This is a genomic window from Roseimaritima multifibrata (assembly GCF_007741495.1).
Taxonomy (GTDB): Bacteria; Planctomycetota; Planctomycetia; order Pirellulales; family Pirellulaceae; genus Roseimaritima; species Roseimaritima multifibrata.
This window is the reverse complement of record NZ_CP036262.1, coordinates 3,477,611-3,502,077: the sequence shown is the minus strand read 5'-3', so window position 1 is coordinate 3,502,077 and position 24,467 is coordinate 3,477,611. Positions and strand designations below refer to the sequence as shown.

Sequence of the window (24,467 nt, the reverse complement as noted above, 5' to 3'; positions counted from 1 at the left end):
TGGTGTTCCTTCGCCCAATGTCTCGCAATCCATTTGCTGGAGACTGCTTAATCCTATCTTCAAAAATCCGTTCGATGTGGGGCCATGCCGACCTCAACTCCGCAGCCGTCGCGACCAACATTCCTTTTCTCAGTGGCCGCGATGCGTTGAATGAATTGTAGCTCAGAAACGCTCTTCCCCCCCGCCTTTCTAGCGTGAATTCATTCAACTTTTTGAAATATTCATCAACAAGAGGGGGTTCGATGGTTCCTAAGGATTTGCGGCAGATGGCCGTTGGAATTGTCAGCATTCCGCCCTTAGCGAGGCTGACGATGGTCGTCTTGTCACCTCGGGATCCAGCGTTGCATCCCGCCATTCTTATCGTTTTTCAGGTAGATCGATGCTGTAACGATTTTTCAAAAACTCCTTCGCCGTCCCATGGCTCCTTGGCGAAATGGCAAGCAGCCCTCCCGTCCGAAAGGCCAAGCCACTTGCTTGCGTGAGAGAATGATGTGGGTCCAGCTGATTCTGTGCGGACCCGACGTGGCAGTCGAAGAGCTTTCGATCGTAAGTCCCGCGGCGTTCGCCCAAGCCAACGGAGGAATTTCAGCGAAGAACCGCTTTTGGGTTTTCCCCAAACAGTACTCGAAGCTTAGCCTGGATAGTTTATATTGCGTTGTCGCTCACCCCAAATCAAAACACCGTTCAAGATCCACCATGGTCGAAAAAGATAACGATTCAGATCCATTCCAAGATGGTGAACCTAGTTTGAGCCAACATTTGTCCAACGAATTTGGGGAGACGATGGATATTAGCGGCGAAACGACCGCAAACTCGGAAACTCCTTCCCGAGCGAATCCCCGGGCGTGGGTGGGGCGTCGTCTGGGCAAATACCAGATCACGGAACTACTGGGCGTTGGAGGCATGGGCGTCGTGCTGAAAGGCCACGACGTCTCGATTGAACGCGATGTCGCGATCAAGGTGTTGCCTGGTGAATTATCCGCCAACAAACAATCTTTGGATCGATTTCTCGAAGAAGCTCGAAGTGCCGGGAAACTGAATCACCCCAACACCGTGACAATCTTTGAAATCGCTCAGGAAGGGGAGGATCACTTCTTGGTCATGGAGGTCGTCTCGGGTGGGAGCGCCGACGATCACATCTATAAATCCGGCGCCTACTCGACCAGTGAAGCGACTCGAATTGTCATCGAGTCCTGCCGAGGGCTGGCAGCCGCCCACAAATCAGGGCTTGTTCATCGCGACGTCAAACCAGCAAATCTCTTGCTCACCGAAGATGGAACGGTGAAGGTTTCCGATTTCGGGTTGGCCAAGCGAACACAGAGCGAATCCTTGCAACTAACGCAGGAAGGCCAGGTCCTCGGAACGCCTTACTACATGAGCCCAGAACAGTGGGAATCGGGCGACGTCGATGCGCGGAGCGACATTTATTCTCTGGGGGCAACGTACTACGGTTTGTTGACCGGCAAAAGTCCTTTCCAAGAAAGCGGCAGCGTCGCGCAGGTCATGTACGCCCATTGTCATGCGTCCCGTCCCGATCCGAGTGAAGTCAATCCAAGGGTTCCGGAAGCCTGCGGCCAAATCATCATGAAGGCGATGGCGACCAAACCGGAGGAGAGGTACCAGTCGATGGAGGAGATGGAGAAAGATCTGAACTCTCTCTACGCAGCGTTGTCAGGTGTCGGCATCACGCTTCCCAGCCAATCGGGCAGTTTCACGAAGCCTCCCTCTCCATCCACAAACAGTGCGAGCAGCGGCTCAAATTCGCACCGAAACCTGCTAGTGCCAGGTGCCATCGTGCTTCTGCTGCTAGGGCTTGCAAGCGTCGGCGGATACCTGTGGCTTCGAAATGGATCTGACGCAGGATCCGGACTTGGCTCAAGTGCTGCAGCGGCACTGGGAACCGGCGGCCAGCCAGATCCATCCCTTGTGGCGATCGCGGCCCCAACTGGAGAACCAATAAAGGTAGGGATATTGCACTCCCTGACCGGCACAATGAGCGATAGCGAATCACCGGTTGTGGACGCGGCATTGCTGGCGATTGAACAACTGAACCGCGACGGTGGCCTGCTGGGACGCCCGGTCGAAGCGGTCGTCGCGGACGGTCGGTCGGATTCCGAGACCTTCGCCAGCGAAGCTGAACGACTGATCGTGGAAGAGAATGTCTGTACCGTGTTCGGTTGCTGGACTTCGGCAAGTCGCAAGACCGTCGTGCCAGTGTTCGAGGAATTTGATCACCTTTTGGTTTACCCCGTACAGTACGAGGGAGTCGAGGAATCACCCAATGTGATTTACACAGGCGCGACTCCAAATCAACAAATCATTCCGGCAGTCAAATGGGCATACGCCTTCGAAGGCAAACGCAAGTTCTTCTTGATCGGTAGTGATTATGTGTTTCCACGAATGGCACACGAGATCATCAAAGACCAGCTAAATGAATTAGGTGCGGAAATTGTAGGTGAACAGTTCCTGGCTTTAGGTAGCAGGGACGTTCAAGCGGCGGTCGATCAAATTATCGAAACAAAGCCCGATGTCATTCTCAATTTGATCAACGGCGATAGCAACCAAGCGTTTTTCTCAGCGTTACGCAAGGGCGGAATTACACCGGCCGCCGTACCCACGATCTCGTTCAGCATTGATGAAGAAGAACTCAGACATTTGGACACCGAAACGATGGCGGGTGACTACGCCGCGTGGACCTATTTCCAAAGCATTGATTCGCCGGAGAACGCCGAATTTATTTCCAAGTTCCATAAAAAGTTTGGTCCCCAACGTCTGGTAACCGACCCGATGGAAGCGACCTATTTCGGTATCCAGCTGTGGGCGGCGGCCGTCCGTGATGCAGGGACGACCGAAACAAAGGATATTCGCCGCTCCATGCGAAACCAAAGAATGCTTGCCCCCGAAGGGAATGTCCGAATCGATCCAACGACCCAGCATACGTTCAAGACGCCGCGTATCGGTCAAGTCACCAAAGAGGGGCAATTCAAAATCGTCTGGACAGCGACAAGCCCGGAAAAACCGATTCCCTACCCAGCAACAAGAACCGCCGAGGAATGGCGAGCCATCCTTCACGACCTATACGCAGGTTGGGGAGACCACTGGGAAGCTCCACCCGAAAAGTAAGAACTGTCCTACCGGCCCCAACAACGCCCGCTCCGTTTGACACTTACCAATGCGGGTGCTGCCCGGAGCGAATTCACTGGCCAGGGAACCGGCCAAGCTATTTCACTTTCGGTCTTTTTAGCTTGGCGTTGGCGGCTTCGGATTGCCTTTCCTTTAACATCCGATTCATCTTTGTCACGACGTCGGCGTATTCGGGTTCGCCCGCGACGTTGCGGTTCTCGGCCGGGTCCTTTTTAAGGTCGTACAGCATCTCTGATTTTCCGCCATCGTATTCGGTGTAGCTGAAGCGGTCATCGATCACGGTATCCCCGGAGCGAATACGACTGTAGACAACTTCGCGAAAAGGCTGTTTAGGATTCTCGAGTATCGCGGAAAAACAGCGTCCTTGAACGGTTGTGGGAACCGCGATATCTGCCAGCGAACAAAGCGTTGGAAAAATATCAATGGTTTCGACCAAGGCTTGTGTCGCTCCCGCTTTTCTTCCGGATGCACGCACAATCAGTGGCACCCGAGTCGCCAGATGCATCGTGTTATGTTTGCCCCAGAAATCATGTTCGCCCAGATGCCAACCATGGTCTCCCCAGACAACGACGATCGTGTTGTCCGCCAACTCAAGACGCTCAAGCTCCGCCAGCACATCTCCCACAAGTTTGTCGACGTAGCTTACGCTGGCCATGTAACCGTGGCGCATCATGCGATGAAAGTCATCGGAGTTCACGTCGAAATCGGCCAAGTGATAGGAACGGAACTCTTGGCTCCCCTGCAACGCTTTCGGCGCGCCGGCAGGCCGGTACCGGTTGTCAGCGATATCGACCTGGTCACGTTGGTATCGATCCCAGTACTTTTTTGGTGCATAGAATGGCATGTGTGGGCGAACGAATCCGCAAGCCAAAAAGAAGGGCTTCCCCGCCTGCTTTAAACGCCTGAGGTCTTTGATGCTTTTTTCGGCAACCAATCCATCCGGATAGGCATTGTCCGCGACGTCCGGAGACTCGTAGATTCGGCCACGCTGCTTGCTTGCGGACAATTTTGCGGTCGTTGCGGGGTCATGACTCGCAAGAGACTTACCGGATGGCCGCCACGCCGGGGCACTCCAGCTTTGACCTGCAGAATCTTTTGGGTTATGAAAAATCTTCCCGTTCGAAACCGTAGTATAGCCAGCGTTCTTAAAGGTTTCCGGTAGCGTTGCGGCCCCCGCGGCATCGTTATCGGCGCGAGTCGTATAGTTCCGGAAACGATCTTCCGTTGGAAGAATGCCAGTCATCAAACTGGCACGGGAAGCCCCACAAACGGGGACTTGGCAATAAGCGCGGTCAAACCGCATCCCTTCCGCTGCAAACGCGTCCAAATGGGGCGTCTGAACCTGAGGCCCACCATAGCACCCGATCTCAGGACGCATATCGTCGATGGCAATGAAAAGGATGTTCGGTCTCTCCTCAGCCATTACGCTCGAGCGTCCCGCCAGCACTGCGAGTACGAATAAAAGTGTTCTCATGACCGACTCAATTGAAAAGTTTGGTGGGAAGAGGTGCAAGAAATTTCCGCTGACGATTGCTTTGTTAAGGCACCGGGATAATTCTCTCGCGACTAGAGGCATCCATTGTATCTCCGAATGATCGTCGACACACGTTTATCACCAGCGTGAGTTCCATACTGAAGCCTCAATAGAACCAGCCGATCCAATCGCAGCCCCAGAGCAATGCACGATATCGGCCGACAATCGCGAAGCGTCGACACAAAGACAGCAGGGAAAAGCGGAGAGACTACTTTGCTTGGGACGTGGAATCTATAAGTAGGCACATCCCGGGCATGTGGCTACAAAAGATCCCAACCCGCAACAAAACAGGCTATCGTTTCAGGATCAAGCAGAGCAGAAAGCGGTCGTAGCGACATACTTCGTAGCCCAAGTGTGGGCCAATCGATTACAGACAAGGCACTTGCATTGTAGATACGGACAAATGCGAAACCATCACGATTGTGTCGAAAATCAGCACGATAGTGCCAACGCAGGAAAGCTATGGTTCGGCCCCAACCGGCACAACGCATTCGGGATCCCATCGCGTTGCTTTTGTCTTTGCGATCAATGTTTTTCCTTTCTATAATACGGGGCGATGTTCCGCTTCTCTGCAGGACGCCGGTCAACACGGTTCACGTCCCGCGGCGCATCGCGATTCTTCCCGGCGGCGATCGTCATCTACAATTCTGTCCGCTGGATTAAGCAAAAACAAATGAAACGATTGTCCCAACTTTTCATCGTCTCTCTCATTTGGCTCTCGCCGGCATTCGCCAATGCAGCTGATTCACGGCCCAATATCATCGTCTTCTACACCGACGATCACGGGCACGCGGACTTATCCTGCCAAGGAGTGTTTGACGATATTAAAACGCCCAACGTCGACGCATTGGCTCAAAAAGGTGTCCTTGCCCGGCATGGCTATAGCACGGCACCGCAGTGCGTCCCGTCGCGCGCGGGACTGTTGATCGGCAAGTTTCAATCCCGATTCGGTTTGGAAGCCAACGGAGACTCATTGGCTGGCTTCGACCGCGAACAGACGTTTCCACAGCGACTGCAGAACGCGGGCTACAAAACCGCGCAGTTTGGAAAGTGGCACCTTGGTCCGGGGCCAAAGATTACAACCCACGGATTCGATCACGTATTCAATCAAAACTCGGGAAGGCCATTCGCAGCAAACATTGACCTGAATGGTCGTGACCGTGAGATGTCGCCGCTGCCACCCCAGATGTATCACATCGACGCTTGCAGTAAAGCTGCCGCGTCGTTGATCGAACGATATAAAGACGATCCCTTCTTTCTATACGTCGCCTATCGTGCACCGCATGTCCCATTGGACGCACCGCCCAAATATCTAAATCGATTTCCGGGAAAAATGCCTCAGCGACGACGGCAAGCGTTGGCAATGCTCTCTGCAGTGGATGATGGCGTGGGGCTGATCACTGAAACACTTGCTAAATATCAGCTGACCGAAAAGACGCTAATTTTCTATATCGGCGACAACGGTGCTCCCCTCAAAATCCACAAACTAGATGCTCCTGGTGGAGGGCCAGGATGGGATGGTTCGCTAAATAATCCTCTAAACGGTGAGAAGGGTATGCTTTCCGAAGGTGGCATGCATGTTCCCTTCGTGATCTCTTGGCCCGGAACAATCCCGGCGGGACAAGTGTTCGATCATCCGGTGAGTGCTCTGGATGTTGCGGCAACGGCTGCTGCGTTGGCGAACGTCGACACCCAACCAAACGATTTAGACGGCGTCAATCTGATCCCTTACCTGACCGGCAAAAAGACCGATCCGCCACACGACTTCCTGGCATGGCGATGGGTCGCTCAGGCTGCGATTCGAGAAGGAGACTGGAAACTTCTGCGGGGCGGTGACCGCGAGTATTTATATAATCTAAAAGTCGACATCGAAGAAAAACAAAATCTTGCCAACGAGCATCCCGAAATCGCAGAACGTCTACGATTCAAACTCACGCGGTGGGCGAATCAGCTTGATCCCCCGGGTCTGACCAATGGCGGCATGTCCCAAGCGGCATCGGACTATTTTGATTTTTATCTTGATGGGAAACCGGCAACTCCGCTGCCAGCCAAGTTTCGACCGAAAGCCAAACCGAACGCATCCGGAGAATCCGAATTTCCTTGGACGGTACGAAACGGAAAAATCCAACAGACCGAAGAGGGCATACAGATTTTGCCACTAGCCTCGGACCAGAAACAACCATCTTTCATTACTCGAAACGGTTTACTTCTGGCTGGCCCCGTTTCCGTTCGTGTCACAGCAAAGACGTCCGTCTCAGGTGCTGTCGATTTCTCATGGAGAGAGCCCGGAGACAAAGAATTTCCCGCGCTCAAAAGGATGAGTATCGCGGTGCAAAAAACGAACGACTGGCAAACGTTCGAAACCACTTTGCCTAGTACGGCGAAAATCATTCACGTTCGTATTCGGTTCCCCAAGGGGATTACGTCGATCAAGAATATCGAACTAAAACCCGTTCGCGGTAAAGCGATAACGCTAACCGATTGAAGACCTCTAACAACAAGTTGAGTACCTCCCAACGGGGCCGACCTAAAACCGCCTATCAAGAAAAGAGAATTCGCTGTCGTGATGCGTCTACGACCGGTATAAAAATCATGCGCTTCTATACCTAACAACTTCCCAAATTCCCCTTCCGATGAATCGTTGAAACAACTTGTTTCAACACTTCTGCTCACGCGATGGTATTCGTCCTTCTGCGTCCTCATCGCGACAGCTGGTGACCGCCAGAAACGCCTCATGATTGTGCTTCTTGCCGACGATCTTGGTAGCGTTAACGAGAATGGCCATGCGGAGGCGTTTTTGCGGGACAAAATCGTCGTAAATGTTCTACGAACCGCCGAACATTCATCGACTGCCCGGGGACAAACTCGCGTTTTATCAAACCGATGCCTGCCACCTCTACTGACCGGATCAATCGTGTCTGTTGACGGGAAAGCACGCCGCACGCATGGGATTCACCTCCGCCATCGGTGGAAACGTTTGTACGTTTTACAACCAATCAATCGTGCCACCAGTGGGATACGTGGCGCAGGACGCATTGGTTTGGCACGACAAAGTCGGTATTCAACAAGCATTGCTTAACGGCACAACCCGAGATACTTTCGCATCCGGGCAACCGGCCGACCACGGAGAAAATACGTCAACGATCGCCAAAATGATTCCGGACTGCTTTCACCGGAAAGTGGCACATCGGCGGGCACGGAACACAGGGTCGGAAGCCTGCGGACCAAGGGTTTTATGCAATCTGATCCTTCGACGAAAACGAAGTTTGCTCAGCAGTGAAACCATCGAACGAAGGTTTTAGGATCACGCGGCCGCGGCAATCCAACTGGCTAGGCTGCGACTTGTTCAACGCCAAAACAAAAAAGCCCCGTCGGGACGAGGCTTTCTCGGTTCTCAATCGGATCACTTACTTCGTCAAGTGATCAATCAGATACTCACTCGCATTGCGGTACGCTGGCTCTTTCACGCCCGGCGCTACTAATACGACATCGACACCAACCTCGTTTAGCCGTTCGGCCAATTTCAGGCCCATGATGCCTGAGTGGGTTGGGTCTTTGGGAGAAGCTCCTACCACAGGGACTTCACCGCTATAGAACAGTCCGATCGCTGGATCGTCTTTGGAAACATGTTCGATAGGGGAATACTCTTTGATCCACGGGAGAACCGATTCTCGGTTGTCGATTAAGCTTTGGAATCCAGCCAAACCGAACGCGTGTGCTCCGTAACGGTAGTTGGGCATCCATTCGCGCAGCTCCTTTGGATCGAGCGAAACCTGGGCTCCGTTGACCGCGGCACAGTACAGCCGCGTCGATTCACGGGCGACCGGATCTTCGCTATCCGGTTCGGCCATGTCATCATGAAGGGCCAACCAAAGTGAAGAACAAGCGCCTGCCGATCCACCGGTCGCGCCGATCTTTGTTTTATCAAGATTCCATTCGCTTGCTTTCGAGCGCACAAACTGTAGGGCTCTCGCCGCGTCTTCCAGCGGAGCTTTCACCGGCGGTTCGATTTTCTCCTCGACGGCGTTTTTTACATAGCGATAGTTGATCGCAACCACAGAAATCCCATTGTCGAGATAGGTTTTAGGGCTCGTCTTTTTATCACCGCCCTGCCAGCCGCCTCCGTGAATGTAAAACACGACCGGAGTCGGCGTTTCGGACGTCGCTTGATAGAAATCGAGAACCTGCCGAGGGTGTTCGCCGTACCGGACGTTCTTCAACGGCTTGGCATCTTCGGCTTGCACAGGCTGCACAAAAAACAATAGGGCAATCGCTAGAACCATTTGTTTCATCAGGTGGGCTCCTTCATGGGGTGGATGGGAGGGGACCATTCTCACAGGATTCACTGCGACATTCCATCAAAATCATCCGTTTTCTAAAAAGATATCACGAACGGTTTCTCTTCAATTTACGGAACGGAGCAAACCACAATCTGGACGAAATGTTTGGACCGCTGCGTTGCCTGGAGTACAACAAGTTCCTGGCATTTCACCAAACACACCTGCTTTGGCCTCCACCGATGAAGTACCTTTTCAACGCAGCCCCTTTCGTGATCAGCTGTCTAATGGTGGCAGGGTTCGCACGTCCCATCGACGCTCAAAAAAGCGATGCGCCCGTAAAAACTTTGATTCTTCCTGGCGAATCGTTCTTGATCAACGATCGGCCGGCTTTCATTTTTTGGCCCGAAGAATCCAAACGAAAAACTCCTCAGCCGTGGGTTATGTATGGCCCAACGCTGCCCGCCTATCCCGACAGCCACGAAAAGTGGATGCACCAACAGTTTCTTGACGCCGGAGTCGCGGTCGCGGGAATCGACGTCGGGGAAGCCTACGGAAGCCCTGCCTCCCAGGAAGCTTTCACAGCACTCTACGACGAACTAACCCAACAGCGTGGCTTTGCACCGAAACCCTGCCTGCTGGGACGAAGCCGAGGTGGGTTATGGACCAGCAGTTGGGCCATTCGCAACACCGATAAAGTCGCCGGCATTTCCGGAATCTATCCGGTCTTCGATCTGCGAACGTACCCCGGTCTTCCCAACGCTGCCTCCGCCTACGGCCTCTCGCCAGATCAGCTGGAACAGTCACTCGACAGACACAATCCCATCGCCCAAGCCGAAAAGCTTGCCGCCGCGAAGATTCCGATCTACATCATTCATGGAGACCTAGATCACGTCGTTCCGCTTGACCGAAATTCTGCGGCCCTTGCCAAAATCTACCAACAAGCGAACGCGGAGGATGTCTTGGAAATCGCGGTTCCCCATGGGCAAGGGCATAACTACTGGCCGGGGTTCTTTCATTGCCAAAGCCTGGTCGACTTCACGATCCAAAGATCCCTAGAAGGTGTAGGTCAAAAGCGTGTGGGTCAAACGCGTGCAGGCAAAAGCAAACAAACATCGCCCGACTCGGCAATCGTTTACAAAGATTTAGAATATGCCCGCGTGGGGAAGAAAAGCCTACTGCTTGATTTGTACTTTCCCAAAACGGCTGACGCCCCGGTCCCCGTGGTAGTTTGGATTCATGGCGGTGGGTGGAAAAATGGAAGCAAGGACCGCTGTCCAGCAACTTGGTTGGTTGAACATGGGTACGCGGTCGCAAGTATCAACTACCGATTGATCGACGAAGCCCAGTGGCCGGCGCAGATCGAAGACTGCCGAGCCGCGATTCGTTGGTTACGTGAAAACGCCGATGGCTTTCAACTGGATGCCAAGCATATAGGAGCCTGGGGAGGTTCGGCCGGAGCTCATCTGGCCGCCCTAGTCGGAACACTGGACGCTCCCTTGGACGAGACGACTTCAAGCCGAGTCCAAGCCGTCTGCGATTGGTATGGCCCAACGGACCTATTAACAATGCCGCCGAACGTCTTGGGAAACGGCCGCACCTTACAAGAGATCGCAAATTCCAATGGGGCGCAGTTGCTGGGCAAAACGGTCCGCGAGGTTCCGGAACGGGCCAAACAGGCTAGCGCGTTCTATCAGGTCTCCGCCGACGATCCACCTTTTCTGATCATGCACGGCGAAAAAGATCCAGGCGTTCCGATCGACCAAAGCCGCCGTTTGCACGAAAAACTCAAAGCCGCAAACGTACCTTCCAGCTTTCATGTCATTCCAAACGCAGGACATGGAGGCAAAGAATTCCAAACGCCCCAGGTCCGTCAAATCGTCCAAGACTTCTTTCACCAGACGCTAAAGTAGGCACGGTTCCAACCGGCCAAATAAGCAAGATCCGTTATTCCCAACAGAAAGCGAGCGGAAAATCCATCCGACCTCAGATTCTCGTAGCGTCGCGTTTGATTTTACAGCGAACGTCCCACGTACTGCCGGGACCGCAATATCATTGGACGAACCGGAGGCGTCGTTTGTCCTTAAGCCAGCCAGCAGTGAGCTTGGTTTCCCCCATCGCGCGAAGTCGACAGCCGATCGCAATGATCGCGAAACGACGAAGTTCCATCCACTTTCATGAAGTCAACCGCTTCGATTCGATCATTTGCAGGGACGTGAAGTTTATAGGTGAAGGTTTTGTAGCAGTTGCCGAGTCTACATAGGGCCGAGTAAACACCTAGCCCGGAGGGCTAATAGCACTGCACTCAGACTCCAATGGGCAGGGGTGAAATCGGATCGTCATTTCACTTCCGGCAATCCACCAATGAAGACAGGGTCAACGTGGTGTGGGTCGTCAAGCGCATCCTGAATGAATAACCCTGATACTGCTTCCCCTTCAGCGTATCCCAAGTCGGAGAGATCAATCCCTACAGCCAAGCCGCGAAAATTGATCGCCTGCTGATGGGCCCGTGTGTTGAGTGAATTAAGTTTCGCTAAGGAGTCGGGCGTTTCATCAAAAAAGTGAACGTGAAAGTCCGTCAGGTTGAGGGATTCGGGCGATTCCATCGTCAAATCATATTTGGAAATCGTATGCGAGCGCAAGCCTTCCCTAAACACCAGCGGACTAACATGAAACGGGTCCCCATCAGGAGGATTAACGAAGGTTTGCAGATCAAACAGGACCACATCTGCACCAGGCCCGTTCACAACAGCCCGCTCAAAACCGATCGCCATTCCAGGTGTCTTATTGTCACCTTCCATCACAGGTGACTCTGTCAACGCTTCACGACTGCCGGGTGGATTAATGACTCCGCTCACCAAGCTATGATCCGCTGCAACCGATACTCGTGGTTCCGGAAGCGTTGCTTTGCCGCAAAGGAATGCGGAGGCCGTTGCGGAATGGAAATAGGTCACCTGAGCAGGAATCAAATCATCGACCAAAATCTCATCCATTTGGCCGCCTCGTTGAACGGTCACGCTGACAAGATTCTCAGCCCCACCATCGGGACCAACCGTCGCTTCGTACGAAACCACTCGGTCCGGTAGCGAACGCCGGTAACTGCTGGCATCAAACGGAATCGAATCGGTCAAATCGACACCGGTTTTCGCGAAACGTTTCGCTTCACCGATCACCAACCGAGTTTCGGAAGACGGACGACGATCCACATGGCCATCTCGATCGACATCGTAGATATCTGCTGCCCCTTCGATGACTTGAACATCCGTTTCCGTCGACTCCGATACGTTGACGGCAAATCGCGTCCCACGATCAACAATACGTGAATTGGGCGTGTCGACGCGAAAACCTTCCGCACCATCCGGAGCGTGAACGGAACAGCGTCCGACATCCAATGCCAGACTCTCATCCGACGAGATGTGAAACACTGCCGGACCTTCCATGATCGCCGAAGCCCCTGCAGGAAATTTCACTTCGACCATCCCGCTCATCAAGACATATTCACGTTGCGGCACCAACGAAGCCCCGATGGGCGGAGCAAGTTCACCAAAGAACTTGGCGTGGGAACTGCTGGCCATTCGCACCTGACTGGCAGACGGTGCCAATGCGATCGTTTCACCCGCACCTTCATCGCCCGATTGATGCGCAACAGACAGAAAGGCAAAGGCCCCCAAAGCAAGGCCCCCCAACAGAACCGCAACCATCGATCGCGTGTTGGTTTTGCGACCGCTGGGTGGCAACTGAACCGTTCCTGTCGAAACCGTATTGGTTATCTTCGACATCACCTGCGTGGAAAAATCGTTTTCATTGGCTGGCAACCGAGCAAGCGTCTCGCGAATGAATTCCTCTTGCGAATCAAATTGTTCCGCCGTCACCAACCCCAACAAACGATGCGTCTGAAACATATCGGCCGCCTGCTGGACAAGCGCATCGTCCGCCGCAAGCAATTCTTGCAATGCAGTCAGACCAGCCTCTTCAAGATCCCCTTCGAGGTAATCGGTCCAGAGTTCCACAAAACGTTCTTGAACACTCACGTGACGCCTCCTTCGACCGCAGAAATGCGATCTTCCACGCACTGTTGAAGCATTTGCCGGATCTTCCACAGCTGCTTTTTTACGGCCGGTACCGACCGACCACTGCGGCTTGCCATTTCATCCAACGAGATCTGTTCGTCGTACCGCCAGGAAACAAACCGCCGCGGACGTTCATCCAGAGCCCCCAAACAGTTTTGCAAGTACTCCAACCGCATCTTCCATGCTTCGGAGGAATTGTCGCTTCGCCGGGCAAGCTCGCGTTGGAGCAAATCGGGACCGTAGCGGGTGTGGTAGTCAGCAATCCGACGAAGCCGAGTTGTTTCCGTACGCAATTGAAACTTCGCGATCGTAAACAGCCAAGCTTCAAAGTTCGTTCCCAATTCGAATTCACTAAACCGCGTAAATGCTGCGATAAAACTACGTTGAGCGATATCATCGACATCCACACCCGGCGGTGCATGAACAGCCAACCAAGTACGTAAGGAACGTTCAAATCGGCGGATAATCACCTCAAACGCGGCGGTGTCACCGCGAGAAACTCGCAGTAAAGCCGCGTCGATCTGTGAATCGTCAGGTTGTGTATTTGAAGCCATGTAAACCTATATGGCAGAAGTAGCCAGGAAGTTACCCCCAATTTCTGCAAGTTCGTCATTCCGAGGATTTTCAGAGGGGGGGGAAGTCCTCACGGCCAAACAAACACCATTGTGCCCGTTCTGACCAGGCACAAACATTGCCACCTATAGACGCCGCACAAGCATCACCCGGCCAGAGCCAAATGCCACAGATTTTGCCATCTGCGGGCGGATTTCCCAGCGGAACGGCGCAACCTGCCTGTGGATTTATTCGAAAGCGGAGAAAAATTTCCGAACAACTCGCGCCGCTCCGCTCAGAAAGCAGATAGCATTCGGTCAGAGCCAGCGGTCCTTAGAGTTTGTCCCCTTTGCGGCGTCCGCCACCATGATCGCTGGGACGGCTTACGGTGTTGTTCAAAAAGCTTTCAGTGTTCACAACCTCGCCCGCAAGAATATCTTCCTCCGTTATCTTTGACAAAAAGACCGCGTGCTGCCCGATCACGCCTCGCCCTTGGTCGTAAACGATGTAGATAGCTCCATCTTTACCGACGGTCGCCGAGGGGTAACTGATCTGGCCATCGTCCGACAAAAGCATTTTGTGGGGAAACGTTTTCCCGTCGTCGTCGCTTAAGAAAGCGGTCATGCGAGTCCGCGACGTCGGGTTTTTATCCAGGATGCGTTCCTGACCGCTATCGTCGGTGTAATAATATTTGTTTTTTCCGCCTTCCTTTTTCATCTGGACGTCGTTTGCAACCAACAACACTCTGCCTGATGGGAGCGTTTTGAGGATGCACTTGGTGTTGATCGAGAACTGCATCGGGTAATAGCCCCCAAGCTTCCAGTTCTTGCCACCGTCAAAGGATTCGGCAAATTTCTGTCCCTTTTTGGCACGGTAGAAAGTGAACAGGCTGCCATCTTTTCGAATGATAGGCATCTGCTCCGCAAAACCCGCGTCGTTATCTGCAGGCAATTCAGAAACAAATATTGGCTTACCGTCGACGCCCTCTTTCAAAAAGCGAATTCGAACTTTGTCGGGTTTGCCGACAAGTTTAAAGTCGTCCATGGAGCGCATGATTGTGCCGTCAGGGAAAATGAGCGGCTTCATGACAGAGATGTTTTTGTTTCCAAGCAGACGCGGCTTGGTCCAAGCGGTATGTTCGTTTTCGGGGTCGAGCATGGTAAATTCCCATGCGGAAGAGGCGAATTCGTCCTTGCCTTTAAAATCGATGTTTCGAAGGCCGATGAAGCGGATATTGCCCTGGGGATCTTTCCACAGCATCGGGTCCGATGCGCCCCCATCAAGCATTTCGCTGGGGTCGAAGATAAAGACTTCCTTCCAAGTCTTGCCATCATCTGCAGAGGTGGAGATGACCGAGAACTGGTCCTCGTGAAAAGGCGCTCGTTCGGCTTGGACATTCGACCCAAACCAAGTTGCCCAAAGCCGGCCCTCTTCGGAAATCTCGACCTGCGGACAGCCTTGAAAGACCCGCAAATTAATACGGTGCTTGTGATAAGGCTTTTGTCCCTTGTAATTGACTTTGGTCAAAGAGGGTGGCGTCTTGCCCGTAATCCCGTACGGGAAATTCTGCGACACGTCGTCGGCTGGCGGCATGGTGGTGTCGCCCAGCACCGATTCGGGATCGACGTCTTGGGCGTGGGTCGTCGACGGATAGCTAAGTAGAAAGCTGGCGATCAGACAGCCAATCGTTAAAGCTAGAACGGTTTGGCGAACGAACGAAACTTGGTTTGGCATGGGACTTCGGTTTCCTATTCTTTGATGCCGCCTATCGACAGGATTGAAACCGGAAGAGGCAGGGCAAGCAACGGTATGGGTGGGTCCTCATTTTGACTCATTCCGCCTTGTAAACAACCCGTTTCCGTTCGGTTCCCAATAAAAGCCAACAGATCGTTACGCTGGTCCCAATACCGATGGAGCCGATTCTCACCAGTCACACGACACTGATAGAAACCGATTCACCCGCCCGCAAAGCCGCCGGCAGGTAGGAACCGGGCCTAGTTAGAGTCTGTCGCCTTCGCGGCGTCCGCCTCCATGATCGCTAGGGCGGCTGACGGTGTTGTTCAAGAAGCTTTTGGCGTTCACGATTTCGCCCGCAAGAATATCTTCTTCTGTAATCTTTGACAAAAAGACTGCCTGCTGGCCGATCACGCCACGCCCTTGGTCGTAGACGATGTAGATCGCCCCATCTTTACCGAGTGTCGTCGAAGGATAGCTGATCTGACCATCGTCACATAAAAGCATTTTATGTGGAAAAGTTTTGCCGTCGTCGTCACTTAAGTAGGCGGTCATTCGAGTCCTCGAAGTCACCTGTTTTTTCAGCTTCTGTTCTTTACCATTCTCGTCGTTGTAGAAATAAACATCCTTGCCCTTCTCGGCTTTCACCTGAACGTCGTTTGCGACTAGTAAGACTCTTCCTGAAGGAAGTGTTTTGAGGATGCACTTTGTGTTGACCGAGAACTGCATCGGGAAATAACCACCCAGCTTCCAGCTCTTGCCACCGTCAAAAGATTCGGCAAACTTCTGGCCCTTCAATGCGCGGTAGAAGGTAAAGAGGCTACCGTCTTTTCGGATGATGGGCATTTGTTCCGCAAATACCGCGTCGTTATCTGCCGGGAATTCAGAAACGAATAGCGGCTTGCCATCGACGTCCTCTTTCAAAAAGCGAATCCGCACCTTGTCCGGTTTGCCGACTAGCTTGAGATCGTCCATCGGGCGCAAAATGGTGCCGTCCGGAAAAATCAACGGTTTCATGGCTGAGATGAGTTTGTTTCCAAGCAGACGCGGCTTACTCCATTCCGTATGTTCGTCTTCAGGGTCAACCATGGTGAATTCCCACGCCGAGGACGCGAATTCATCTTTGACTTGAAACTCGATATTCCGCCGGCCGCAGAAGCGGATATTCCCCTTGGGGTCTTTCCACAAAATGGGATCCGATGCTCCCCCGCCAAGCAGCTCGCTAGGGTCGAAGATAAAAACCTCTTTCCAAGTCTTGCCATCGTCTGCGGAAGTCGCGATGACCGAGAATTGGTCCTTCATGACCGGCGCTCGTTCGGCTTGGATGTTCGATCCGAACCAAGTTGCCCAAAGCCGTCCCTCTTCGGAGATCTCGACCTGCGGACAGCCTTGAAAGACCCGCAAATTAATACGGTGCTTGTGATAAGGCTTTTGTCCCTTGTAATTGACTTTGGTCAAAGAGGGTGGCGTCTTGCCCGTAATCCCATAAGGGAAATTTTGCGACACATCGTCGGCTGGCGGCATCGTGGTGTCACCCAGTACGGATTCTGGATCGACTGTCTGCGCACGTACCGCCGCGGGAAAGCTGAGTAGCAAACTGGCGATGAGGCAACAAGCCGTTAAGGCTGGGATGGCTTGGCGAACAAACGAAACTTGGTTTGGCATGGCGTTTCTATTTCCTAATCTTTGATGCCGCCTATCGACAGGATTCAAGCCGGAAGAGGCAGGGCAAGCAACGGTATGGGTGGGGCCTCATTCTGACTCCTTCCGACCTGCAAACAACCCGCTTCTGCTAAGTTCCCGACAAAACCGACACCACAAAACCCACACCTTCGTTGCGCTAGTCCCAAAATCGAATCGGAACTTTCTGTGGATAATGGAGTGCGCATCAAGAATGTGTCAGCGCAGTCCCTTTAGACATCGCCGAGTACGCGAAATACCATCGTGTCGATCAGCTCGTCGGTCATGATCTGACATGCCAACCGACTGGACGTGATGGTGTTGGGAAGATTTTCTAGCGTCATCGTTTCGTCGCGATTCATTTCTTCGGTTAGCTCACCCGACACGATCTGGACGTGACAGGTTCCGCACCACGCGTGCCCTTTGCAATCACCAATGTCCTCGTACAACTCGTTGACGATCAATTCCATCAAATTGTTGTAGGCGTGCGGCCTAAATTGAACGACCCGTTCCTGTCCATTCAAAAGAATGACCGTGATCGAACAACAATCATGTTTTGAGGATGTATCCGACATGGTGCGAACTAACAAAAAACGGAACAACAAAACGCAGCGGATCTATGAATTCAACGGGCAGATCCGCGGTCACGTTGAATCCGTTACCAAAGATTCAGAGAACCGAACAGAATACGGTTTATCCACGATCGAGTAAACAACATCGATGAATCCACTCACTTGGCGATCGTCAAAGGAATCGCATCCATTGGGTTACCATCGCGCCTCCCCTACCCTGCTCCGTATTCCCCCGCTGATCATTCATTGAGAAGTTCAGCGGTGGTTTGCTGAAGCATCGGCAGAACATCGTTGGCGAACCACGGATTCTGCTTCAGCCATCCGTTGTTTCGGGGACTCGGATGCGGGAGCGGAAAAACAGTGGGTGCAAAGGATCGCCAATTCTTCACGTTTTCGGTAAGCGTGCTCCCGCTTTCTTTCGGCAAATAATAGGCCTGCGCGTAAGCACCAATCAACAGCGTCAGTTTGATTGCCGTCAACTGTTCCAACAAAGCTTGATGCCACAGACGGGCACATTCTCTTCTTGGCGGCAAGTCGCCTGATTTACCGCTGCCCGGATAACAGAAGCCCATCGGCATGATGGCAACCGCAGCTGGATCATAAAACGAATCGCGTTGAATGCCCATCCAATCTCGCAGGCGACCTCCGCTGGCATCGTCCCAGGGGATGCCCGACAAATGGACTCGACGCCCCGGGGCTTGTCCGATGATCAAGATTTTTGCTTCGGACGCAGCCTGTACGACGGGTCGAGTTCCCAGCGCCAGATGCGGTCCGCATTCTCGGCACTGCCGAATGTTCTTTAGTAACACAGGAAGTTTCATCGACACGAATCCGTGAGACGCTGGTCAGTGTTCCTTCATTGAGGGTGGCAGTATTCTAACAGAGGTAGTCCTGGACGCGATAAATCAAAGTATCGAGAACCTTTTTGTCGTCCAAACCAGACAGCATGACATCACATGCTTTTGTGTCCCCATCGGCCAAAGTCGCTTTAACGATCCGATCAGTGTCGCCAAATTTCGAATTCAGACGCTAAACGACTTCCACCGCAGCATGACCGTTTTGGAGCAATCGGATTAGTCAGGGACGGCGTGGGTGAACGCACAGCTGGAAATCAGTTTTTGCTCCACAGTGACGACTTCTAGATCGGCCTAACCGCCGAAGGCAAAGTCACGACAGAAAACCAGTAAGTCCCAAGTTGACGCACGGATTGTACGAATTGGTCAATGTCGACCGGCTTTTGGATGTAGGAATTGCATCCCAAATCGTAGCTGCGGAGAATGTCCGCTTCCTGTTCGCTGGTCGTCAGCACGACAACGGGAATGCGTGCCAATCGCTGGCATTTTTTCAGATCGATCAACACTTCACGCCCATTCATTTTGGGCATATTTAGATCCAGAAGAATCAAATCAGGCGTCGGCGAGTGCACGGGATCTTCATATCCACCGTTTCGAAGCAGATAGGCCATCGCCTGCTCCCCGTCGTTGACAATTCGCAGATCAATACGGATCGATTCGTGTTTAAGCGCGCGACGCGTTAATTCCTGATCCCCGGGGTCGTCTTCGACCAGCAGAATCACGGCTTTCTTTTGGCTTCTCAACGGTTCTTCTTGCATGGAGTCCATTTCATGTGGATGACAGCAGATGGGTCGGTCGGACAAAAGGTTGTTATGACGCCGATACGGGGGCAATCTCCAATGCGGCACTGCCAACGCCCACGGGCGCTACTGGGACAGGTTCAGGCTGATGGGTTTGCAAGCTGAACAAGAAATGCGATCCTGCCCCCAGTTCGGATTCTACCCAGATATCTCCCTCATGACGCTGGACAGTCTTCTTGCAGATCGACAGACCGATCCCCGTCCCCTCGTACTCGCTGCGTCCGTGCAGCCGCTGGAACGGCTGGAATATTCGATCCGTGTATTCTTTTTTCATCCCGATACCATTGTCGCGGACGCCAAAGACCCAACGGTCGTTTACGCAGGATGCGGTCAAATGAATTTGAGGTGTTTTATCCTTAATGAATTTCAACGCATTGCTAATCAGATTCTGATAAAGCTGCGTCAACATCATCTGATCGCCGACAACGATAGGAAATTCGTCGCGAGTAATCGTGGCATCGGTCTCCTGAATACGCAAGTCGAGGGCAAACAACGCGTCATCGATGCAGTGATTTAGGTCAACGCTTTGTTGTTGCATAGCAGATCGTCCGATACGCGAGAAATCGAGCAATGCTTGAACCAGAGTCTTCATTCGCTTCGCCGCGTCGACGATGAACCCCAGGTCACGTTGGGCATCCTCATTCAATTCGCCATCAATGTCTTGTTCCAGCAATTGACTGAAGGAAACCAGTTTACGAACAGGCTCTTGAAGATCGTGACTGGCAATGTACGTAAATTGATCAAGTTCGTCATTGCGTTCTTCTAGCATGTTGTTGGCTTCCAACAATTTTCGACTGGCGATAACCGTTTTGGCCACCGACTGGCTTAGTTGCTCGGTGCGACGCCGTACCTCCTGCTCGATTTGTGAATTGATCGATTCCAACCGAGCCTGAATGCTGGCGTTGCGGCTCATGTCCAACACGCTGTGGCGAATCGTCACAAACAGGAAGATATCCTCAAAGACAATCCAACCGGTATGCTCAAGGGACCGCATCGACGCCCCAGACAGAACACCATAAACCGACTCGGGCCATAACCAACCGCGGATCCAGTGATCGCCGATAATGACAAGCGTTGCCGTCACCATCACCCGCCAGTCCCGATAGCAGGCGAGAAACGCAAGCGAGCCAAAAATATGAAAATGGGCCTCAATGCGGCCTCCGCTTAGATGAATCAATAGCCCAGAAGTCAACATTTGACCGACCGCGACCACATGGCGGGTCAATACATGTCCAGGTTGCAGCCAGACCAACAAAACGGGCGCAGCGGTAATCGCTCCACCTAGAAAAACCGCAGCCCATACGTGCAAGTGAGTCTCGCTCATCGCCCCGGTCCAGGTGTGCGGGGACAACCATACCGCCGCCGCGATCCCGGCAACCCACTGAAAAACCATCAACGTTGCAAACACTCGATCGGTACGAGTGTGAAGAGTCTGTTGTTGGTCGCGCAGCAGTTCCTCGGCTCGTGCAGACTCCACTGCGGAAATACTTGTATTTAGTGATGACAACATTTTTGCTCCTGCCCACCCAAATTTGTAGCCAACCCGCACCCAAAGGCCTTTGTGTTGTTCGTCTGAGCGGCCCCACCCGTCAAAAGAGCGACAATCGTGGACCGTCCAAGATTGTCACCGCTATGCCCACGCGACGCAGTGATTCCGCCGCTGAATTGCAATTTGCCGGTGTGGTCATAAAGAACCACGAATCCGGAGGTCTCTGCACGAAAGCGTTTTGCTTCGACGCCATCGATATCGACTATCGCGGTCACTCCGGGAATCTGCTGCGCCGAATTCCAAAGATCGGTCTTTTCCCATGCGGCTTCATGCGAAGCTCCCAATGGTTTCACAAAGACCGCGTAGGCTCGAACATTGCCCGTGCGGGCGGCCATGATTCGAGCAAGTTCACCGATGCTAGCCCGTGTGCAGGGACACTTCGGATGAGCAAATAAAACCAGCGTCGGTCGACTTTGAGAAGCGGGAATCTCCGATTCTGCCGGCCATACCGCTAGTGTTGGATGGACCGTTCCTGGCTTATGTTCATAACTCCATAGAACTCCAATCCCAGCACCTACGACGGCGCCCCAGACAATCAACATCATTAGCACCGCTCCACTACGTGGGAAGTACCACGGCCGACGCTCCGCGATGTCGACCCGGTTTTTTTCGATGTTGTCGTGAGGTTCTGTGTGCAACATAAGAGTGCCCTTCATGTTCACCGCCAAAAATCCGACGCGAATAGTTGTTCAGAACAAACCTACGTCAACGTTCGGTACCACCTGAGTAACGTGCCCAAAATTGCGGTCGAAATGACGTTTCCCACGATTCCCTGCGGACTAACCCTCATATCCCCCACAATACGGGCCCCGTTTGGACGTGAGGTTTAGAAGGTTACGATTTAACCGAGCGACAAAAATTGACTGCATGGTGAACGGATGATCCAGGAACGCCTCTGAAATTTGGGAGGTCTTTCACTTCCGAGACGAATCAATCGGATTTGAGCTCAGTGCATCCTTTGGGTCGCGGAGAACAAATCCATTCGACACCGCAACCTGTTAGTCCGTTTCGGATCGAGGGAATGTTGCGGACTTTTCGATGCACCGGGACACGCCATTAGCGGAACTTCCGATGCCTGCGAAGACTCCTTTCTTGGTTCAGACTGCAAAAAGAATTGGCAAAACACGTCCCCCCGAAAACGCACGTCTACCAAGAACATCGCATTGCAATAAGGACAGGGGTAACGGCGTAAAACGGCACAGACGAATCCTCCCCCTGGTGCGTGTTTCGCCTATTCGTGAAAAAAGAATCACAGGGAGTGGAGGATTCACTCCGGTCCCCATAACCCCATGCTTCATGGTGGCTGTTTCGAACGTCCCGAACGAAGCGTCGATGCAGAATCCCGTCAAACAGGTTAGGAGGATGCCGGGCGGAGCAGTGGAAGCATCAATCGATCGAATGTTGCTGGAAAATCTTTTCTCCATCCAGCCAAGTCGAATCAACCTTTGTTTCACGGATTTGATCATCGCTGCAGGTTAACAGGTCCGTATCAATAACGATGAAGTCGGCACGTTTTCCGACTTCAAGGGAACCGGTCTCCGTCTCGTTCCGCATCAACCATGCGTTATTTATTGTATAGAAGCGGATCATCTCCTCGCGAGTCAACGCTTGTTCGGGGTGAATTGGTTGATCGTGCAAGTTGGCCGTCCGCGTCGCAGCAACCCACATCCCGAGAAACGGGTTGTAAGGATTGACGCTGCGTAGCGATCCGATCTTTTGCATATGATCACTACCGCCGCCCGCCATTACGCCAGCATCGAACAGACTGCGTAGCGGGATGAAATACTTCAAACGTTCCTCCCCAAACTGTGCAACCAAAGTCCGTGCGTCCAAGTACAACCAAGCGGGCTGTAGATCCACTCCAATCCCAAGCTTCGCAACACCTGCAATAGCTTTTGGGGTCATGAAACTTGAATGCGTTAGAGTCGATCGAGTGGGCCCGACCGGAATCTCTTGGTTCACTTTTTCATAAGCACCTACCAAAGTGTCAACGGCGGCGTCCCCCTGACAATGTGCCGTGAAAGCAAGGTCGCGTTTTACGCACGCTCGTACCAGGGCTTCGATGCGATGCGCGTCGATGTACTGCATGCCACGGTAACGAGGGTCCTCGATGCCGTAGATCGTGCTAATTCCCCAGGGTTGATTGAAGAACGCACTTCCTGTCAGCATCCCGCCATCCTCAAAAACCTTCACGCCAATCACTCCCAATCTCGGATCCGGCTTCACAAAATAGGGATCGGAAACAATCGCATCCAGTTTTTGTTCAATTTCGGTTAGGTCGCCTCGCGGATTCAAACTACGTGACAAGCGAACGCGAATCTGCAAACGATTCGATTTCAGCAATCGACCATACTGCGACCGAGCGGAATCACTGCAATTGCGATCGATGATTCCGGTGATGCCCCAGCGACCATAGTCTTCCAACAGCATCACCAGTCGATCGTCGCGTTCCGACTCCGTCAAATTTTTCGTTGACGGTGCCGGCTTGGATTTAAAGACAGCAGAGGATTGACGTAAAAGGCCGGTCGGTTCGCCCGTGGCCGGATCCACCATGACATGGTTTGGATGTTTTGCCGCGAACGCTTTATCAATACCATTTTCCGTTAAGCCCAACGAGTTCGCGCTCCCGTCGGGTCCGGTACGAAACAACACAGGATGCTCTGGAGCCGCCGAATCCAATTCGGATCGAGTCGGATACCGTTGCTCGCTTAGACGTGTAATGAAGACCTGAGACACATTGATCCATTCACCTTTTGGCACCACTTCCGCACGCCGGCGAATGTATTCCAGGACGTCCGCTATCGAATCCATTGGTGGGATTTCATGGTCGGCTTCGAACATACTGGCACTGCTGGGATGGACATGCGAGTCGATCAGACCGGGCAGTACCATTTTGCCATCTAAATCAACCACACGTGTCTCGGGCCCGATATTGGATCCAATTTCTGCTTCCGTTCCAACGTCTACGATCCGTCCGGAGCGAATTGCCATCGCATCAACTATCTGAAAATCGGCATCCACGGTGACAATTTTCCCACCCCGCAACACAAGATCGGCGTCTTGGGCAAACGCAACGGTTGAAGCGAGAAGAAGAATCGTCGTAGCGATAAATCTCATGATCAAAGTCTTTGCATCGGGACGGGCCGGCGGAAAACAAGTCATCGTTTGCATTGTCATTTTAAGCAGAGCCTGAACAAAGTAGTCGCATCGGGGATCAACCAGTTCAATCCAGCGAAACGGCGACGCACAAATCGCTCAGGCATTGCCTGACGAATCATTACAGCGAATGCAGGCATAGGAGCGCGCATCGAGGCCTGATCATACCACTCAACCACCGCCATTTCGACAACGATCACGCCGCATGGTCCGATCCGGGCGACGGCAACATGCCAAGGCATCTGAAAAAGCAGGCAAGCGGAAACCGCAGATCCTTTTGATTCACCCATAGGAACCGAACGAAACCATCCCCTATTTATCGCACGTCCCCCGACACGATGGTCCAACAAGCAACGAACCCAACGGCCAGCATGGACTTGCTTTTTTGCCTCTTGCATTTGCAGCAATGTTTATTCGCCCCGCCGGTTGGTTTGGATGTTTAGCAATCGCGGTTCGTTAGTTGGCAAGATCGTCGTTCCTTAATCTTCCTGACCAACCGAGATAGTGTATCCTGGTTCGATGCAATGACTCCCACTATCAGGATT

Annotated in this window: 18 protein-coding genes; 5 read left to right on the top strand and 13 right to left on the bottom strand. The window is 52.8% G+C overall.

Features of this window, described 5'->3' with window-relative positions; translation table 11 throughout:
- Positions 1-17: 17 nt before the first annotated feature.
- Together FF011L_RS26300 and FF011L_RS12715 are read left to right on the top strand one after the other, a co-directional pair.
- Positions 18-161: a hypothetical protein gene (locus FF011L_RS26300; protein WP_218933179.1), complete on the top strand. Its 144-nt coding sequence runs from the start codon at positions 18-20 to the stop codon at positions 159-161.
- Between the two features lie 535 nt (positions 162-696).
- Positions 697-3,123, top strand: coding sequence for a transporter substrate-binding protein (locus tag FF011L_RS12715; protein WP_218933178.1), 2,427 nt, complete (start codon positions 697-699; stop codon positions 3,121-3,123).
- A 97-nt stretch (positions 3,124-3,220) separates the two neighbouring features.
- Here FF011L_RS12715 and FF011L_RS12710 read toward each other — a convergent pair whose 3' ends face one another.
- Positions 3,221-4,618 (bottom strand): sulfatase, encoded by a 1,398-nt coding sequence (locus FF011L_RS12710; RefSeq protein WP_218933177.1) that lies wholly within the window; start codon positions 4,616-4,618, stop codon positions 3,221-3,223.
- Between the two features lie 733 nt (positions 4,619-5,351).
- Between FF011L_RS12710 and FF011L_RS12705 the strand changes: the two genes are divergently transcribed.
- Complete coding sequence (locus tag FF011L_RS12705; protein ID WP_145352023.1) at positions 5,352-7,163, top strand: sulfatase family protein; 1,812 nt, start codon at positions 5,352-5,354, stop codon at positions 7,161-7,163.
- A gap of 922 nt (positions 7,164-8,085) precedes the next feature.
- On the opposite strand, the gene FF011L_RS12700 is transcribed toward FF011L_RS12705, so the two are convergent.
- Positions 8,086-8,970, bottom strand: a complete 885-nt coding sequence (locus FF011L_RS12700; protein WP_145352022.1) for an alpha/beta hydrolase — start codon at positions 8,968-8,970, stop codon at positions 8,086-8,088.
- 227 nt (positions 8,971-9,197) lie between these two features.
- On the opposite strand from FF011L_RS12700, the gene FF011L_RS12695 reads away from it, so the two are divergent.
- The gene (locus FF011L_RS12695) at positions 9,198-10,868 is read left to right on the top strand and encodes an alpha/beta hydrolase (protein ID WP_218933176.1); all 1,671 of its coding nucleotides are present in this window, start codon (positions 9,198-9,200) and stop codon (positions 10,866-10,868) included.
- 426 nt (positions 10,869-11,294) lie between these two features.
- On the opposite strand, the gene FF011L_RS12690 is transcribed toward FF011L_RS12695, so the two are convergent.
- From FF011L_RS12690 to FF011L_RS12670, 5 genes are all read right to left on the bottom strand, one after another.
- The gene (locus FF011L_RS12690; RefSeq protein WP_145352020.1) at positions 11,295-12,986 is read right to left on the bottom strand and encodes a FecR domain-containing protein; all 1,692 of its coding nucleotides are present in this window, start codon (positions 12,984-12,986) and stop codon (positions 11,295-11,297) included.
- Positions 12,983-13,579 carry a sigma-70 family RNA polymerase sigma factor gene (locus FF011L_RS12685; protein WP_145352019.1) on the bottom strand — a complete coding sequence of 199 codons (597 nt, stop codon included), beginning with the start codon at positions 13,577-13,579 and terminating at the stop codon, positions 12,983-12,985. Before FF011L_RS12685 ends, FF011L_RS12690 begins: the two co-directional genes overlap by 4 nt.
- A 331-nt stretch (positions 13,580-13,910) precedes the next feature.
- Positions 13,911-15,311, bottom strand: coding sequence for an exo-alpha-sialidase (locus FF011L_RS12680; protein ID WP_145352018.1), 1,401 nt, complete (start codon positions 15,309-15,311; stop codon positions 13,911-13,913).
- Between the two features lie 264 nt (positions 15,312-15,575).
- On the bottom strand, positions 15,576-16,835 hold the full coding sequence (locus FF011L_RS12675) for a sialidase family protein (RefSeq protein WP_261342568.1): 1,260 nt from the start codon (positions 16,833-16,835) through the stop codon (positions 15,576-15,578).
- Positions 16,836-17,224: 389 nt separating this feature from the next.
- Positions 17,225-17,566, bottom strand: coding sequence for a 2Fe-2S iron-sulfur cluster-binding protein (locus tag FF011L_RS12670; RefSeq protein ID WP_145352016.1), 342 nt, complete (start codon positions 17,564-17,566; stop codon positions 17,225-17,227).
- Here FF011L_RS12670 and FF011L_RS26295 point away from each other — a divergent pair.
- The gene (locus FF011L_RS26295) at positions 17,565-17,702 is read left to right on the top strand and encodes a hypothetical protein (RefSeq protein WP_218933175.1); all 138 of its coding nucleotides are present in this window, start codon (positions 17,565-17,567) and stop codon (positions 17,700-17,702) included. The genes FF011L_RS12670 and FF011L_RS26295 overlap by 2 nt on opposite strands.
- A gap of 100 nt (positions 17,703-17,802) precedes the next feature.
- Here FF011L_RS26295 and FF011L_RS12665 read toward each other — a convergent pair whose 3' ends face one another.
- The 6 genes from FF011L_RS12665 to FF011L_RS12640 all read right to left on the bottom strand — a co-directional run bounded on the left by FF011L_RS12665 (position 17,803) and on the right by FF011L_RS12640 (position 24,212).
- A complete protein-coding gene (locus FF011L_RS12665) occupies positions 17,803-18,384 on the bottom strand; it encodes a uracil-DNA glycosylase family protein (protein WP_145352015.1) in 582 nt (193 codons plus the stop codon).
- 317 nt (positions 18,385-18,701) lie between these two features.
- Positions 18,702-19,175 (bottom strand): response regulator, encoded by a 474-nt coding sequence (locus tag FF011L_RS12660; RefSeq protein ID WP_145352014.1) that lies wholly within the window; start codon positions 19,173-19,175, stop codon positions 18,702-18,704.
- A gap of 52 nt (positions 19,176-19,227) precedes the next feature.
- Positions 19,228-20,727: a sensor histidine kinase gene (locus tag FF011L_RS12655; protein WP_145352013.1), complete on the bottom strand. Its 1,500-nt coding sequence runs from the start codon at positions 20,725-20,727 to the stop codon at positions 19,228-19,230.
- The gene (locus FF011L_RS12650; protein ID WP_145352012.1) at positions 20,712-21,407 is read right to left on the bottom strand and encodes a thioredoxin domain-containing protein; all 696 of its coding nucleotides are present in this window, start codon (positions 21,405-21,407) and stop codon (positions 20,712-20,714) included. Before FF011L_RS12650 ends, FF011L_RS12655 begins: the two co-directional genes overlap by 16 nt.
- 745 nt (positions 21,408-22,152) lie before the next feature.
- Complete coding sequence (locus tag FF011L_RS12645) at positions 22,153-23,883, bottom strand: amidohydrolase (RefSeq protein ID WP_145352011.1); 1,731 nt, start codon at positions 23,881-23,883, stop codon at positions 22,153-22,155.
- A gap of 56 nt (positions 23,884-23,939) precedes the next feature.
- Positions 23,940-24,212, bottom strand: coding sequence for a hypothetical protein (locus FF011L_RS12640; RefSeq protein ID WP_145352010.1), 273 nt, complete (start codon positions 24,210-24,212; stop codon positions 23,940-23,942).
- Between the last annotated feature and the right edge of the window lie 255 nt (positions 24,213-24,467).